Source organism: Aquimarina acroporae (genome assembly GCF_023195925.1).
GTDB classification, from domain to species: domain Bacteria; phylum Bacteroidota; class Bacteroidia; order Flavobacteriales; family Flavobacteriaceae; genus Aquimarina; species Aquimarina acroporae.
This window is the reverse complement of sequence record NZ_JALPRE010000013.1, coordinates 1-15,349: the sequence shown is the minus strand read 5'-3', so window position 1 is coordinate 15,349 and position 15,349 is coordinate 1. Positions and strand designations below refer to the sequence as shown.

General features: G+C 33.9%; 20 protein-coding genes. 4 read left to right on the top strand and 16 right to left on the bottom strand.

Features of this window, described 5'->3' with window-relative positions; genetic code table 11:
* Window positions 1–56 precede the first annotated feature (56 nt).
* Window positions 57–410, top strand: coding sequence for a hypothetical protein (locus M0D21_RS18445; protein WP_248332206.1), 354 nt, complete (start codon window positions 57–59; stop codon window positions 408–410).
* Window positions 411–421: 11 nt separating this feature from the next.
* Here M0D21_RS18445 and M0D21_RS18440 read toward each other — a convergent pair whose 3' ends face one another.
* From M0D21_RS18440 to pdxA, 11 genes are all read right to left on the bottom strand, one after another.
* On the bottom strand, window positions 422–1,375 hold the full coding sequence (locus M0D21_RS18440) for an alpha/beta fold hydrolase (protein ID WP_248332204.1): 954 nt from the start codon (window positions 1,373–1,375) through the stop codon (window positions 422–424).
* A 98-nt stretch (window positions 1,376–1,473) separates the two neighbouring features.
* Window positions 1,474–1,920: a DUF2059 domain-containing protein gene (locus M0D21_RS18435; RefSeq protein ID WP_248332202.1), complete on the bottom strand. Its 447-nt coding sequence runs from the start codon at window positions 1,918–1,920 to the stop codon at window positions 1,474–1,476.
* Window positions 1,921–2,014: 94 nt separating this feature from the next.
* Window positions 2,015–2,473 (bottom strand): GreA/GreB family elongation factor, encoded by a 459-nt coding sequence (locus M0D21_RS18430; RefSeq protein ID WP_248332200.1) that lies wholly within the window; start codon window positions 2,471–2,473, stop codon window positions 2,015–2,017.
* Window positions 2,454–3,155, bottom strand: a complete 702-nt coding sequence (gene mtgA, locus M0D21_RS18425) for a monofunctional biosynthetic peptidoglycan transglycosylase (RefSeq protein WP_262922138.1) — start codon at window positions 3,153–3,155, stop codon at window positions 2,454–2,456. The genes M0D21_RS18430 and mtgA overlap by 20 nt, the downstream gene beginning before the upstream one ends.
* Before the next feature lie 14 nt (window positions 3,156–3,169).
* Window positions 3,170–4,282 carry an NAD(P)/FAD-dependent oxidoreductase gene (locus tag M0D21_RS18420; RefSeq protein ID WP_248332195.1) on the bottom strand — a complete coding sequence of 371 codons (1,113 nt, stop codon included), beginning with the start codon at window positions 4,280–4,282 and terminating at the stop codon, window positions 3,170–3,172.
* Between the two features lie 35 nt (window positions 4,283–4,317).
* Window positions 4,318–5,670 carry an acetyl-CoA carboxylase biotin carboxylase subunit gene (accC, locus tag M0D21_RS18415; protein WP_248332194.1) on the bottom strand — a complete coding sequence of 451 codons (1,353 nt, stop codon included), beginning with the start codon at window positions 5,668–5,670 and terminating at the stop codon, window positions 4,318–4,320.
* Between the two features lie 97 nt (window positions 5,671–5,767).
* Window positions 5,768–6,265 carry an acetyl-CoA carboxylase biotin carboxyl carrier protein gene (accB, locus tag M0D21_RS18410; protein ID WP_248332192.1) on the bottom strand — a complete coding sequence of 166 codons (498 nt, stop codon included), beginning with the start codon at window positions 6,263–6,265 and terminating at the stop codon, window positions 5,768–5,770.
* Between the two features lie 28 nt (window positions 6,266–6,293).
* Window positions 6,294–7,289 carry a beta-ketoacyl-ACP synthase III gene (locus M0D21_RS18405; RefSeq protein WP_248332190.1) on the bottom strand — a complete coding sequence of 332 codons (996 nt, stop codon included), beginning with the start codon at window positions 7,287–7,289 and terminating at the stop codon, window positions 6,294–6,296.
* Between the two features lie 270 nt (window positions 7,290–7,559).
* Window positions 7,560–7,757: a 50S ribosomal protein L32 gene (gene rpmF / locus M0D21_RS18400; protein ID WP_025743674.1), complete on the bottom strand. Its 198-nt coding sequence runs from the start codon at window positions 7,755–7,757 to the stop codon at window positions 7,560–7,562.
* A 10-nt stretch (window positions 7,758–7,767) separates the two neighbouring features.
* On the bottom strand, window positions 7,768–8,307 hold the full coding sequence (locus M0D21_RS18395) for a YceD family protein (RefSeq protein WP_248332188.1): 540 nt from the start codon (window positions 8,305–8,307) through the stop codon (window positions 7,768–7,770).
* Window positions 8,308–8,474: 167 nt separating this feature from the next.
* Entirely contained in the window at window positions 8,475–9,542 is a 1,068-nt protein-coding gene (pdxA, locus tag M0D21_RS18390) for a 4-hydroxythreonine-4-phosphate dehydrogenase PdxA (protein WP_248332186.1), read from the bottom strand.
* 88 nt (window positions 9,543–9,630) lie between these two features.
* On the opposite strand from pdxA, the gene M0D21_RS18385 reads away from it, so the two are divergent.
* A complete protein-coding gene (locus tag M0D21_RS18385; protein WP_248332184.1) occupies window positions 9,631–10,221 on the top strand; it encodes a riboflavin synthase in 591 nt (196 codons plus the stop codon).
* Window positions 10,218–10,964, top strand: coding sequence for a hypothetical protein (locus M0D21_RS18380; RefSeq protein ID WP_248332182.1), 747 nt, complete (start codon window positions 10,218–10,220; stop codon window positions 10,962–10,964). Before M0D21_RS18385 ends, M0D21_RS18380 begins: the two co-directional genes overlap by 4 nt.
* Before the next feature lie 11 nt (window positions 10,965–10,975).
* Here the strand turns inward: M0D21_RS18380 and M0D21_RS18375 are convergent, their stop codons facing one another.
* The gene (locus M0D21_RS18375; RefSeq protein ID WP_248332180.1) at window positions 10,976–11,602 is read right to left on the bottom strand and encodes a hypothetical protein; all 627 of its coding nucleotides are present in this window, start codon (window positions 11,600–11,602) and stop codon (window positions 10,976–10,978) included.
* A gap of 73 nt (window positions 11,603–11,675) precedes the next feature.
* Window positions 11,676–11,831, bottom strand: a complete 156-nt coding sequence (locus M0D21_RS18370) for a hypothetical protein (RefSeq protein WP_248332176.1) — start codon at window positions 11,829–11,831, stop codon at window positions 11,676–11,678.
* A 416-nt stretch (window positions 11,832–12,247) separates the two neighbouring features.
* Between M0D21_RS18370 and M0D21_RS18365 the strand changes: the two genes are divergently transcribed.
* Window positions 12,248–12,586, top strand: a complete 339-nt coding sequence (locus tag M0D21_RS18365) for a hypothetical protein (RefSeq protein ID WP_248332174.1) — start codon at window positions 12,248–12,250, stop codon at window positions 12,584–12,586.
* 87 nt (window positions 12,587–12,673) lie between these two features.
* Here the strand turns inward: M0D21_RS18365 and M0D21_RS18360 are convergent, their stop codons facing one another.
* From M0D21_RS18360 to M0D21_RS18350, 3 genes are all read right to left on the bottom strand, one after another.
* Window positions 12,674–12,844 carry a class I lanthipeptide gene (locus M0D21_RS18360; protein WP_248332172.1) on the bottom strand — a complete coding sequence of 57 codons (171 nt, stop codon included), beginning with the start codon at window positions 12,842–12,844 and terminating at the stop codon, window positions 12,674–12,676.
* A 66-nt stretch (window positions 12,845–12,910) separates the two neighbouring features.
* Window positions 12,911–13,096 (bottom strand): class I lanthipeptide, encoded by a 186-nt coding sequence (locus M0D21_RS18355; protein WP_248332170.1) that lies wholly within the window; start codon window positions 13,094–13,096, stop codon window positions 12,911–12,913.
* Window positions 13,097–13,227: 131 nt separating this feature from the next.
* Entirely contained in the window at window positions 13,228–14,964 is a 1,737-nt protein-coding gene (locus M0D21_RS18350) for a helix-turn-helix domain-containing protein (RefSeq protein ID WP_248332168.1), read from the bottom strand.
* Window positions 14,965–15,349: the final 385 nt, after the last annotated feature.

Here is a 15,349-nt window from a genome sequence, read left to right as displayed (position 1 = left end):
TTTTATTTAGATTGATTATAAATAATGTGTATTTTTGAATCAAATTGCGATTCAAAATGGACCCAATTCATAAAATTTATAATAATGATATAGGAATTTCTTTTTTTTGGAAAAAGGAGATTCGTACGATAACACCCAAAGTTCAACTCATATTTAGAGATATTGGGTTTTTGCTTACCCTAAACGAACTTAAAGATTTCTCAGAATCATGCATCAATACCATTGAATCACAATGTTGTAGTGAGTGTAAAGATCCTCTGCATTGTAGATCTTTATTGCTTAGAACACCTTCAGAAAAAATAGATATTGCAGTAAGTCGAGAAGAAATACACCAAATATTGGAGTTAATTAACGGTACTATCTTTAGAGTTGAACTCAGACACTGGATCAGCACTACAAGTCGTAACTAGATAATCGTTAACTATTCTTCTTCTGCAGTATTTCTAAGAAAATCTAAGATTTTATAGGCAATTTCTTTCCCTTTGGTTTCTTGTACAAAATGTTTCTCATCTACGAAATGAATATCTTCATTTTTAACGCCAAGAGCATTTGCTGCTCTTGTTTGTTGAGGAGGCCATTGAAGCATGGTATCATGAATCCCCCAAATTACAGAAACAGGTACATTTATATTTTCGAAAACTTCAGAATAGTCGGGTAAATCATTACAGGTTTGACTGAAGAAATAGTACATCGCTTTGGTTTTTCCTTCTAGTAAAGGTGTTTTATACCCTTCAATATCCAATGGGTTTAAAGTATTTTCTTTTAGTCCTTCCTTAAATAATTTCTTAAGTAGAGTGTTTGTAGTAACTCCGTTTCGATAGGCCCACATTGCCGTTTTTGCCAATCCACCAGGCTTCATACGAACCGGAGGATAAAAACCTTCTTCATAGATGATGGTGTTGAGTACAATAAGCTTTTCGATTTTGTTCGGGTCTTGTTTTATAAGTTCCCAGGTCCATAATCCTCCAGCATCGTGCATTACGTGCGTCCAGCTTTCTATACCCAGAGATTCCATAAGTTCAAGCAGGCGTTTTGCGTGATTTTCGTTGTTATAAATTTCAAATCCATCTGGCGAATCACTAGATCCATACCCTAACATATCAGGAACGATTACCCGATACCCCTGTTTTACCAAAGGATCGATCATTTTTCGGTATAACCAGCCCGAAGTTGGTACACCATGTAATAATAGAATCGTAGAAGGACCTTTGCCTTTGTCTATATATTTTATCAAACCATCATCTGTAGGATATAATCTTTGATCTGCTCTGAAATCTTCATAAGTGATCTGATTTTTTCTGGTTTTGGTAGTCTCGTAAGGTTTACATGAAAATAGCAATAGCCCCAAAAGGGTTAATACAAAAAACTTCGGCATGATAATGATGATTTATGGATTGGCAATTTACTTAAAATCATTTTGGTATACCAAACGGAATGAAATTTTAATACCGATAAAAAAGTATGTGGTATACCTTAATATCCTTTCTGTTTTAGTTTTTCTGAGAATCTTTCACCTATTTTGATTCCCCATTCTTGTCCAATTTGCATAGACTCCTGAGTAATAAGAGGTGTGCTTTTCGCTAATTTCTTTCCAACAGAAGAGTTATAAAATTGTATAATTTGTAATAATTCCTCCTTGGTGAGATGTTTACTGTAGACTGGAGCTAGCATTTGAACAAGATCGTTCATAGAGGTTTGCATGAATTCATCTTCAAATTCATCCCAAATTTCTTCTTCCACATTCGGATATTGAGATTTATACATCATGAACATTTGGTTTATTACTGTTTTGTAGGTGTCTTCAGTACCTGCTATTTCAAACATGGTTCTTAATGTTTTTGTATAATCTTCATCAACTTGTCCGAAAGATGCGGAAGCGTAAAACAAAGAGATAGCGAAAAGGAGTATCAGCTTTTTCATGGTTTTTAGTTTTATTGAGAATAAGATATAACTATAATTTCTTTATATCTAATGGAGTACAATAAAATAGTTTTGAGGCAAAAACGAAATTCGATTAATGAATCTTTTGAATGGTAATCTCATTTCCATTAAAATTTATGGTATCTCCAACGCTTTTGCCTAATAATAATGTGCCAATAGGGGTATTGGCGGCAATGGCAAAATAGGTAACATTCTCAATGATTATTTGACCTACAGAAATACTAATGAAGTAATTCCCGTTTGAAGTTTTCACAAGGCTCCCTAGTCTAATACGATCTGAAGATGTGGCAATCTCTATTTTATTTATGATTTGCTGCAGTTTTTGCACTTCGGCAAGCTGTTTTCCAGCTTTTTCACGTTCAAGTTGTAACATGGCGCGACCTGTTTCATGTTTGTCACCGGCAGTACTTTTGGTTTCTGAGGTTAAAGATTCCTGAATATTGGCAATGGTATTTTGAATGCGTTGCAATCGTTCATTCACATAGGTAACGCAATATTGATGTAATGATTCTTTAATGTTCTCGGTATTCATTTTGCTGCGGCTTATCAAACACTAAGGTACCATAATTACGCATTTGTATAAAAATCCAAGCCGCTCTTTTTTCGGTATAGGAAGAGGGCGGATTAGCAAGATATTTTCTAGGATTAGGTAAAATTGCTGCAATAGCCGCAGCCTCACTTTTATTCAAATTTTTGGCTGTTGTATCGAACCAAAATTTTGCTGCAGCTTCTGCTCCATATATTCCATTTCCCATTTCAATGCTGTTGAGGTAAATTTCGAGAATGCGTTCTTTGGTCCAAAACGTTTCAATTAAGTATGTAAAATAAACTTCTAGCCCTTTTCGGATCCAACTTCGATGAGGCCATAGAAATACGTTTTTGGCTGTTTGCTGTGAGATAGTACTGGCGCCACGAAGTCTTTTGCCAGCTTTATGTTCTGCAATGGCTTTTTCAATAGCTTCTTTATCAAATCCATTATGTTGCATGAAGTGTTGGTCCTCACTGCAAATCACAGCCAATTGTAAATCTTTTGATATTTGCTCCAGGGGTACCCAGTTATGTCGAACCGTATGATTTTGTTCAGACTGTAACTTGCGAATACCCATTAAGGGAGTAGCGGGTACATCTATCCATTTATATGCCAATACCCATAGTATACTCATCACTATAAATAGAAGCATATTTTTTACTATAAACCGAACCAATTTTTTCATCTGTCAACACATTCTTATAAAAGATCTGCCAATTCTGTGCCAATTACACTTCCTATGGCAACCCCCATTCCTCCAAGACGAACACCGCAATATATCGAATCTGAAAGAGGTGTAACGATGGCTTTTTTCTTTGCTCCAACGCCCATAATGCCACTCCAACGATGATCGATCTCTATGGCGGTATCTGGTAAAATAACATCTTGCAAGATTTGCTCCAATGTATTTTGTACCAAAGGTGTTTGTTCCAATCGAGTAGTTTCTTCGGCTTTGAAATCTAAATTTCTCCCTCCGCCAAATAAAATACGGTCATTTATATTTCTGAAATAATAATAACCTCTATCCAAATGGAAGGTTCCTTTAATATGTAAATTTTTGATTGGTTTGGTAATTAAGACTTGTGCTCTGGCTGGTTTTACTTCTTTTATTCCTAATTGAGATGCAAAACCATTGGTAGCGATAAGCACTTTGTTAGTAGTAAACGTAAAATGTTTGGTTTTTATTTTTGCAGAAGTGTTAAGGTCTTCAATATGAGTTACTTCACAGTTATTTAGAATCTTTATCTGGCTATTTTGTACTTTGTCTAGTAAAGCTTCCATCATTTTTCCGGTGTCGATCTGTCCTTCAAATTGATTTACAATATAGTGCGGAAGAATATTTTTGAACTTAAATTTGTTATCATCAATCGTAAAAACATCTTTCCCAAACAAAGGATGTAGAAGTTGATTTATTTCTTCCTTTTTGGAGATACATTCCTCAAATAATGTAACATCATGCTTTGTAAAAAGCTCATATCCTGAATAAGGTTTATAATCGATACTACGATCTCCTAAAGTTCTTCTTAATACTTGTAGACCACTATATCTTTTTTGTACTAGTTGTAGCACTTCTTCTTCAGAATGTGATTTAAGATCGTCAAGTATTTCTGATAAACTTCCGAAACAGGCAAAACCAGCATTTTTGGTACTGGCACCATTAGGGAGTATTCCTCGTTCAAGGATAAGAATTTTGGCGGTTGGAAATTTTTCTCGTAACCTGAGGGCGCAAGAAAGTCCAACGATTCCACTACCAACAACGGTGAAATCGATATTTGCTAACCATGTTTTATGTTCCCAATAACTTAAACTCATAAAAAAAGCCTCTGTGAGGAGGCTTTATATTTATATTAATCTTCTTCGGGTTCTTTCATTGAAAAAGTCTCCATGAACTTAGTGGTATAATTACCAGAAACATAATCTGGCTCATCCATAAGTTGTCTATGGAAAGGTACGGTTGTTTTGATACCTTCTATGATAAACTCATCTAATGCTCTTTTCATTTTATTAATTGCCTCTTCTCTGGTTTGAGCAGTGGTAATTAATTTAGCAATCATAGAGTCATAGTTTGGTGGAATAATATAACCGCTATATACGTGTGTATCTACTCGCACTCCGTGCCCCCCTGGGATATGTAAATTGGTAATTTTACCAGGAGAAGGTCTAAAATCTTTATATGGATCTTCTGCATTAATTCTACATTCTATAGAATGTAATTGCGGGTAGTAATTCTTACCAGAAATAGGTACTCCGGCAGCTACCAATATTTGTTCACGTATTAGATCATAATCTACTACTTGTTCTGTAATAGGATGCTCTACCTGAATACGTGTATTCATCTCCATGAAGTAGAAGTTACGATGCTTATCTACAAGAAACTCCACTGTTCCTGCACCTTCATATTTAATAAACTCTGCAGCTTTTACGGCAGCAGCACCCATTTTATCACGCAATTCGTCGGTCATAAATGGAGAAGGTGTTTCTTCAGTTAGTTTTTGGTGTCTTCGCTGTACAGAACAATCTCTTTCTGATAAGTGACATGCACGTCCGTTACTATCACCTACAACTTGTATCTCGATATGTCTTGGCTCTTCGATAAGCTTTTCCATATACATATCGTCGTTACCAAAGGCAGCTTTACTTTCTTGTCGTGCAGATTCCCATGCGGCTTGTAAGTCTTCTTCTTTCCATACGGCGCGCATTCCTTTTCCTCCACCTCCGGCACTAGCTTTTAGCATTACTGGGTAACCTGTTTCCTTGGCTACTTTAAGGCAAGTTTCAAAATCTGGAATAACCCCTTCACTTCCTGGAACACATGGTACTCCAGCTTCAATCATTGTAGATTTGGCAGAGGCTTTGTCTCCCATTCTATCAATCATCTCTGCGCTGGCACCAATAAATTTAATCTGGTGTTCCTCACATATTTTTGAAAATTTAGCATTTTCAGATAAGAATCCGTATCCTGGGTGTATGGCATCTGCATTGGTAATTTCTGCAGCGGCAATAATATTTGCCATTTTTAGGTATGATTCAGTACTGGGTGCGGGTCCTATACAAACTGCTTCATCTGCAAATCGCACGTGTAAACTTTCGGCGTCTGCAGTAGAATAAACCGCCACTGTTTTGATACCCATTTCTTTGCAGGTTCTGATTACACGCATTGCAATCTCACCTCTATTTGCAATTAGAATTTTTTTAAACATAACTACTTAGAAATTAGAAATTTCAAATCCCAAACCCTAGTCTCCAAAATCAATGTTTTGAAGTTGGAACTTTTTAGGCAGGAATTTTAAAATTAGGTTATGATGGGTCAATTAAGAAAAGAGGTTGATCAAACTCTACAGGAGAAGAATCATCAACAAGAACTTTTACTATGGTACCAGAAACTTCACTTTCAATCTCATTGAAAAGTTTCATTGCTTCAATAATACAAAGTACATCTCCTTCTTTTACAGAGTCTCCTACTTCTACAAATGTTGGTTTATCTGGTGAAGGTTTTCTATATAAAGTTCCTATAATAGGAGATTTTATAGTTATATATTTTGAATTGTCTTCAGAAGCGCTTTCTGAAGCTGGAGCAGCTGCCGCAGGTGCGGCTGCCGGTGGAGCGGCTTGTACGGGTACAGCAGGCTGTGCAACAGCACTTCCTACTGGGATTTGCTGTACAATAGTTGTTTCTTTGCTGTCATCTGAAGCTGTTCTAATGGTGATTTTAACGTCATCCATCTCTAATTTTACTTCGCTTGCTCCTGATTTGGCTACGAACTTAATTAAATTCTGAATTTCTTTTAAATCCATAATATTGGGTATTGTGTGTTTAGTTGTTTTAGGAATTATAGGCCCATTTTAAGTAAATAGAACCCCAAGTAAAGCCTCCACCAAATGAGGCAAATACTATATTATCTCCTTTTTTGAGTTGTTTTTCGTAATCGTGTAGTAATAACGGTAAAGTTGCCGAAGTGGTATTACCGTATCGCTGAATGTTCATAAGAACTTTTTTCTCGTCTAACCCCATTCTATTGGCGGTAGCGTCGATAATCCTTTTATTAGCCTGATGAGCAACCAACCAGTCAACATCATCACCTGTTAGATTATTTCTTTCTAAGATTTTGGTACTGGCATCGGCCATATTTGAAACAGCATATTTAAATACTGTTTTTCCGTCTTGTTGAACAAAATGCTGTCTTTTGGCTACAGTTTCTTCTGACGGAGGTAAAATAGATCCTCCAGCTTCGATTTTTAAGAACTCTCTACCAATACCATCTGTTCTCAAAAACTCATCTTGAAACCCTAAACCTTCTTCATTAGGTTCAAAAAGAACAGCTCCTCCACCATCACCAAAAATGATACATGTAGCTCTATCTGTATAATCTATGATAGAAGACATTTTATCTGCTCCGATAAGTAAAATCTTTTTATATCGTCCAGATTCTATATAACTGGAGGCAGTAGACATTCCATATAAAAAACTAGAACAAGCGGCTTGCAAGTCGTAAGAAAAAGCATTTACAGCTCCAATTTTTGAAGCGGCATAAGCTGCAGTAGCGGCTACCGGAAGATCAGGAGTTGCAGTTGCAAAAATTACCATATCTATCTCTTTTGGATCTAGATTTTTTTTGGCAATAAGATCTTCTGCAGCTTTTATTCCTAAATAGGAACTTCCTTTATCTTTATCTTTTAATAATCGTCGTTCTTTAATACCTGTACGAGTGGTGATCCATTCATCGTTGGTATCAACCATTGTCTCCAAAATCTGATTGGTTAACACATAGTCTGGCACATAGGCGCCTACAGCTGTGATAGCGGCTGTGATTTTACTCATATCTTGATTTTAGTTTCATTTGAACATAACATTATGTTCAAATGCAATTCGTTAATTACTGCTTTACTGTCCTGAAATGCAGGGATTAACATCAATAAACTACTTAGTTCTTTTCACTTGACATCGTATAAAAAATGCCTAAAAAGTCGTCGAAATTACTAAATTCTATACAAATATGGCACAAAATAACTTGATTTTGACACATATTCAACTAAAAACAAAAAAACTCTCACAAAAGTGAGAGCTTTATATAAAATTTTAACAGTAACCTTATGCTACTTCTTCTTCAGTATTGTCGATAACTATCTGTCCTCGGTAATATAATTTACCTTCATGCCAGTGAGCTCTGTGGTATAAATGTGCTTCACCAGTAGTTGGATCTGTAGCAATTTGAGGTACAGTAGCTTTGTAATGAGTTCTTCTCTTATCTCTTCTAGTTTTCGATATTTTTCTCTTAGGATGTGCCATTGCTTAGCTATTATTTATCGTTTAATAAGTTTTTTAATTTATCCCAACGAGGATCTGTTTCCTCATTGTCCTTTTCTATACTTTTTTCCTTTGGACTTAGTTCATCCAGCTTTTCAAGTATGTCTGATTGTAATGTGCCATCTTCAACTCCTGGATGTACTCTTTTTGAAGGAACTCCAAGAACAATAAGCTCATAAATATATTGTTGAATATTCACTTCGTATTCACCGTGAGGTAAAATAAGAAGCTCTTCATTTTCATCATTATATTCTTGACCAAATTTTATTACCAAAAACAACTCGTCTTCTATAGGAAGATCAAAAGGTTCATTAGTAAGGTCACAATTTACATTTACAGTTCCTGTCGCTTTGAAATGTAACTCCAACATGGTGGATTTTTTGTCAAATTCTAGGTCGACATTAACTGCAGATGCATTAAATTCGTCATACTCAAAATGCTCAAAGAACGTATTGTCAATTTGATACTCAAACTGGTGCAATTCTTGCTTTAGTCCAACAAAAGGAATAGTATACTCTTTTAGTTGTTTCATTCTATCATCAGTTTCGAGTGCCCACCAATCTGGTAAAGGCGGGTGCAAAGATAATAAAAATTCAATATGAAAGTGTTTTTGTAAACAAAATTATATCAGAAAGTTAGTGTTTTTATACCTACATACTTTTGGAACATTCTATGTAGGTCGTTTTTTACATGTTTCTGTTACTGAGAATTTCCCTTGTTTTGCGGCTTTCGAGGCTGCTTTTTCAAAGGGTTTTTAGTGAGTTCTGAATATTCATTTCTGTTCTTAAAAATTTTCAATGCTGCAAACACGGCTTCCTTAAATGAGCTATGATCTGCCTTGTTTTTACCGGCAATTTCAAAAGCGGTACCATGATCTGGTGAGGTTCTTACTTTATTCAAACCAGCTGTATAGTTTACTCCCTTTCCAAAAGATAAGGTCTTAAATGGTATTAATCCCTGATCATGATAAGAAGCCACAATGGCATCAAAAGTTTTGTAGGCATCTGAACCAAAAAAGCTATCAGCAGAATAGGGTCCGTATACCAGCTTACCTGTATCTTGTATGGTTTTAATGGTAGGTTTTAATATTTCTTCATCCTCTTTTCCTATAACTCCATTGTCTCCACTATGAGGATTAATGCCCAATACCGCGATTTTAGGTTTAGAAATGCCAAAATCCTGTTGTAAGGCAAGATGTATAGTATTTACTTTTTGCTGAATAAGTTCTGGAGTAATGGTATTGGCAATATCTTTTACTGCGACATGATCTGTGAGCAAACCTACTTTAAGGTCATCGGTAATCATAAACATTAGGCTGTTGCCTTGTAGTTCCTGATTTAAATAATCGGTATGTCCAGGAAACTTGAACTCGTTAGATTGTATACTGTGTTTGTTTATAGGTGCGGTAACCAAAACATCAATTTCACTATTCTTTAGCGCTTGAGTGGCTGCTTTGAGAGATTTAATAGCGTAACTTCCTACTTTCTCATCTTCTTTCCCAAAACTGATATCAAGAGGTTCTTTCCATACATTAAGGACATTTATTTTACCATCCAGAATTTGAGAAGCTTTGTCAATTCCGTGGAGATTTACATTTACTTTGTATTGTTTTTTAAGAAATGAAAGAACTTTAACCGATGCAAAAATGACAGGAGTGCAAAAGTCAAGCATGCGGGAATCTTCAAAAGTTTTAAATATCACTTCACTTCCTATTCCGTTTAAATCACCTATTGAAATTCCTAATCTTATTTTTTGTTCTTTCTTCATTATATAAAGTACTTAATCAGTATTTTTGAGGTCTAAAAATGAGACCTTAAACTTTAAGGTCACAAATTTAACTAAATAATTCGCATTTATGTTCACAGGAATCATTGAAGAATTAGGAACAATAACATCTTTAAGAGCAGATAAGGAAAATTTGGATATCACTGTACGTGCGAATTTTACTTCAGAATTAAAAATAGACCAAAGTGTAGCACATAATGGCGTTTGTCTTACCGTGGTGTCAATAGAAGGAGACCAGTATACAGTAACTGCGATAAAAGAAACTTTGGATAAAACCAATCTTAACGATTTGAAAGAAGGCACTATTGTAAACCTTGAACGAGGGATGAAGTTGGGAGATCGTCTTGATGGTCATATCGTTCAGGGTCATGTAGATCAAACTGCTATTTGTAAAAGTATTTCTGAGGCAGATGGTAGCTGGTATTTCACTTTTGAATATGATCCTGAACTAAGCAATATCACCATAGAAAAAGGTTCGATAACTGTGAACGGAGTAAGTCTTACTGTGGTAAATTCTAAGAAAAATGAATTTAGTGTAGCGATAATCCCGTTTACCTACGAGCACACCAATTTTAATGCCTTTGAAGTAGGTACTGTGGTGAATTTGGAGTTTGATGTCATTGGCAAATATGTAAAGCGAATTACCGAACTTGGCGTATGAAGATAATGAGGGAGCTTACCATACTTTATATTTTAGTTTTTTTCTTGGGTGGATGTAGTAAAAATGAAACTATTTTATTCAAAGATGATTTTGAAAATCATAAAGTAGGACAAGTTCCAGGTGCTCCCTGGGAAAAGACCGGAGAAGGTACTGTTCTGATAGATGATACAAAGTCATTTAGTGGGGGTCAGTCGGTTCATTTGGTTTCTGGAGAAGGGTATACAAACCGTGCTATTATAGGAATAGATCATATTTTTCCGATTCTTCAAAATAAGTATTACGGAAAACTGAAGATGTATGTAGAAGAAGCGTCTCCAGACGGAATTCATTGGACAATGATTCAAAGTTCAGGCAAGGTGAATGATGGAGAATTTAATGCTGAAGTAAGATATGGGGGGCAACACCACAAGAGATTAATGGCCAATTATGATACAAATGGAGTAAAAAGTGATTGTTGGCAACATTCAGAAATTGAGATCCCTGAACAAGAGTGGTTCACTTTACAATGGTATTTTGATGGATCTAAAAATACTATGAAATTATGGTTAAATGAAGAAGAAATAACTTCTATATCAGTAATAGATAAGGGGGAGGGATGTGTAGATAATGGCACGAACGGAAAATGGAAATTTCCAGTTTTTGAAAATGTATTAATAGGATGGGTTGATTATCAAACTGGAGGAGGTAAACGTTCTATTTGGATTGATGATGTAGTAATCTCGTCTGACCTAATTCAGGAATAATGAACACTACTTTATTGTCGTTCATATTTGGCATAAAACCATAGTTTAGGAGAAAGATTAGTGTCATCTCCTTCATAATATCCCCAACCTATAATTTCATAAAATTTTGGAGAAACGGTTTCTTTGAAATATTCTATTTTCTGAGGGTTTCTTTCGTTTCGCTGCCAAATAATGGTGTTTTCTCCCTCGGTGGTGCCTTTATGAATAACAGTTTCATCGGGTTTTTTAACAACACACCACATATTACCATCTTGAATTTTGTTAACTCCTTTACTCACCACTTTTTGTTTTGTGTCTGGGTAAAAATCAATAATCTCTACCCTTTGAAAATAAGGAGTTTCTGATGTGTATACCTGAGTTACTTCAATTTGGTTCACTTGCTTGAGTTTTCTTGCTTTAAAAAGGGATAAAGAGATGTTGTTAAGGTCTATTGCATCTTTTGAGATTGGGTTTAAATCTTCATAAATTAAAAACTCACCTTTCCAAGTGCCATCAAGAATGACGAAAACATCTTTGTAGCGGTTATCTTTTTCCTGGAACGAAGGAACATCTTGAATATTATCAATAGCGATATCGTTCTGGCAACTACTATTTATCCAGAATAACAGACACGCCCATATGTACCATCTTTTTAACATGTAATCACATATATTGGTATTTTGGTTTTAAAAAAGAAAGAGAAAATAGGGGTAAGAAGAAGTAGAATAAATGCTACATCAATTCTACTTCGTTAAATTTAAAAAGTGAAACTCTGTCTCTTCCAATCTTTAAGAGGACTCCTCCCAGATCATTCAAATTAGAGCAGGACTGGAAATCCAATACTTTACCAAAATACTGGCTTTTTGTATCAATTACTTTATACTGCATAATTTACGATTTGATTTGTATTTCCCAATTTTTATATACCAGTAGTTCTTTCCCCAAAAAACATACCAGAATAGATCAAATTCATGTGGTAAATGTAAAAGGCAATTTTTGTTTTTGAAAATAAACTTATCAGGTTTTATTAACAGCAATTCACAAGATGTCGAATTAAATAATTGTTAATCATGTGATTATGGGTTTTTATGCAAAAAAACACTAAAATTCATTTTTGGAATATTTCCAAATTTTGTATCTTTGATGTGGAATTATTCCAAAAATCTTTCAGTAACATTTTTAAGACTTTTTTACTTTTTATTAAGTTATTTTTTTAAAGTCGTGGCATACCATTTGTAAAATTAATAGTAACCAAATCGTATGACTATGAAATAGAAGTACCTAATGAAAAAGATGTTTATGCTATGAGTGGTATTAATTATGAAATACAGAACAGGAAGTTACAATCCTATAAACATACTTTCGATTACAACTTTTGTAAACGAAAATATAACGAGTATGCCAGGATGTCGCTGAAAGATTTTCGTAAATGTTTAAAGGACCCTCAAAAGTTGGGAGAGATTGGACATTTATGTTCGTTTATCTTATGGGTAAAAAACAAAGAAAAACATGAATATCGCGATGCATTGGGTGATTATGGTTTAATACACTTGCTGTTTCACTGTTTAGAAAGTGAGCACAGTGCAGAAATTCATGCCGAATATATTCATATGTTGTTTAAAGAAGATATTAAATTGGTTTAGTAATGTTTGGAACTTTGGAAGCATAAAAAAAGTCCCTTCTGACAAAAGAAGGGACTTTTTTAAGATATATACTAAATAGCATACCTATTATTGAATGGCTTCTGTACAACCATCACCAGATAATATACCTGAGGTCCAAATACAGATTTGTGTATTATTGGGGCCTAAGCCTCCTTTGATCTTTGTTTTTTCAATATCGTTAAGCTTTGTAATAGTGGTTTTATTAAGTGATATTTTATTTAGATTTTTTCTTTTCATTTTCTTTACTTTTCATTTGTTGATACCATATTTTAAACGTCTTGCTAAATCATAAATAATTTTGAATTAACATGTAATAGAGGTTCCGTTCTGACAATCTGGGTTCATAGATAAAATACTGCTAGTCCATTCTAATTCACATAGCACTGCTGTTTCTTGGGACCCGGCTTTAACTTTTGCTTTTTCTAAGTCATTCAATTTTGTAATAGTACTTTTGTGAAGTGAAATTTTAGTAAGCTTTTTTCTTTTCATTGTTATTAACTTTTTAGTTTGACCGGGGCTAAAGTACATAATATCATAGGATTTGTAGTCTATACAACCGTAACAGTATGTATAAATTTATAAATTTAAAGCGTATTTTTTACTTCATAACCATACATAAACTACTGTAAAGGCCTGTTTTTTATGTATTCTGAAGGATGTTTGCCTGTTTTTTTATGAAAAGCGCTTGAGAAAGATTGTACACTATTAAAACCGACTTCATTAGCTATAGATTTTACAGAATACAATCTAAATTTAGGATTGGTTTCTATTTGTTTGATGCAATATTCTATTCTAAGATCATTTAGATAATTCGCAAAATTTTTCTTTTTGTGGGTGTTAATGATTTTCGATAAATAGGTAGAATTGGTTTTAAAACTTTTAGCAACCTTGGTTTGGGTAAGGTTTGTATTTAAAAAGACTAGATTCTGTTCAAAACGCTCTAATTTTTTAATAATATCTTTGGTGACTTTTGGGTCTATTTCTAAGTCTTTTGCTTTTTTTATCTTTTTAGTTTCAATGTGCTTTAGCTTTTCGTCGAATTCTCTGAGATAAGCAAGTTTCTTCTTTTTGTAGAAAGAATAATAAATAATTGATGTTATCAGAAGAATCAAAATACCAATAATAATATATTGGAATTTTGTTTTTTGACTTTGGTTTTGAATATCCTGAATTAAAAGATCCTTTTCCTTAATTAACTTCGCGGTGTCATAATTTTTGACCAGATTTACATTCAATTTTTGGTGTTTGGCACTTGTAATACTGTCAAATTGTATCAGTTTTTGCATCAACTCCAATTGCTTGTCTTTGTTGTCTACATCTTTGTAGTGATCAATCAATAAGGTGAAGGCGTCCCGATAACTATAGGTATAATTCGATTTATCTATCATAGAATCTACCTTTTTAAGGTAGTTAAAAGCATTTTCCTTTTTGTTTAATTGTAATAAACTTTTGCCAATCCATAAATTAGTCATCACTTTACTAGAATGTACGCCATTGGTATTTAAAATACCTTCAGCTTTGTGTAAACTATCTATTGCGGCCTGAAAATCTTTTCTTAGGTAGCTATTCATCCCTGAAATTAGTAATGCTTCAGGATAATAATATCGTTTTTTACTGGCCAGGGTAGAACGAATCATTTTTTTTATATAGATGTATCCAGAATCTGCTACTCCCAACTCATTATAGGTACTAGAAATTTTATATAATGTGGTAACATAATGAGGTCGAAATTTGTCTAAGGTATCTTGTTTAATGATAAATTTTAAATTCTCAAAATATTCCTTCAAAGCTTCTCTACTTTCACCTAACGTGTTTCGTAAAAGGGCAATATTATGTTTTAATGCAATTACATTTGCAGTGTCGTTCATTATTTCTGCATGCTTAAGTCCTGATATATACGATTGTAAAGCTGGGTTGTATTTGTTTAGTTCAAAAAGGTTGAACCCTCTAAAGAGATATCCCCTGGTTGGGTATTTCTTAAATTTATCGTTCTTAGTAAGTTCAATAATAGAATCAGCATATTTTAAGGACTTTTCAAAATCATTTGCTGAAAGCCAGCAAAAAAAGTGGTATCCGTTAGCTATTTGAAGTTTGTTATTTTCTTTTTTTGCTTTTTCTAAATAGGCACTAGCATACAGTTTTGCAAGTATAGAATCTTTTTCGTTTGTATTATACTCCTTTTCAAGTTCTTCATATGTTTTTCTAAGTAAAGTATCGATTGATTTTTCTATGTGTATAGAAGTTTCTTTAAATCTATCGGATACGTTTTGATCAGTCTGAGAAATAACAGAAGTGTTTGAAGTAATGAAAATATAAAAGGTTAAGAGAATAACTATTTTGGGTGCAATTCTATTCATGTTCCGGTTCCTAGCGCAATCTTGCATTAACATATTTTAACGAATAAGTGGGTAAAATATTCTTATTCAGTTAGGTTAATTATATCTTTTAGAGCAAGTTTTATTCAAGCTTCTAAAATAATTGCTAAGATACAATTCAAAAATTAGATAAGGGTTTAGCGTATCTAGTTATTAATGCTTTAGTCTTGATTTTTTACTACACTTAATTTACAAATTTAAAGATTAAAATTTATAAATCGAAAGACACTCTCCTTGTTTACACCCTATGTTGCCCCATACTTTTGATAAAGTAAAAATCACAAATATGTTGAAAGTATTGATAATGCTGATTGTGAAATTATCACATTTTGTAGTTGATATGACGGTTGCTCTTTATCAATTCATT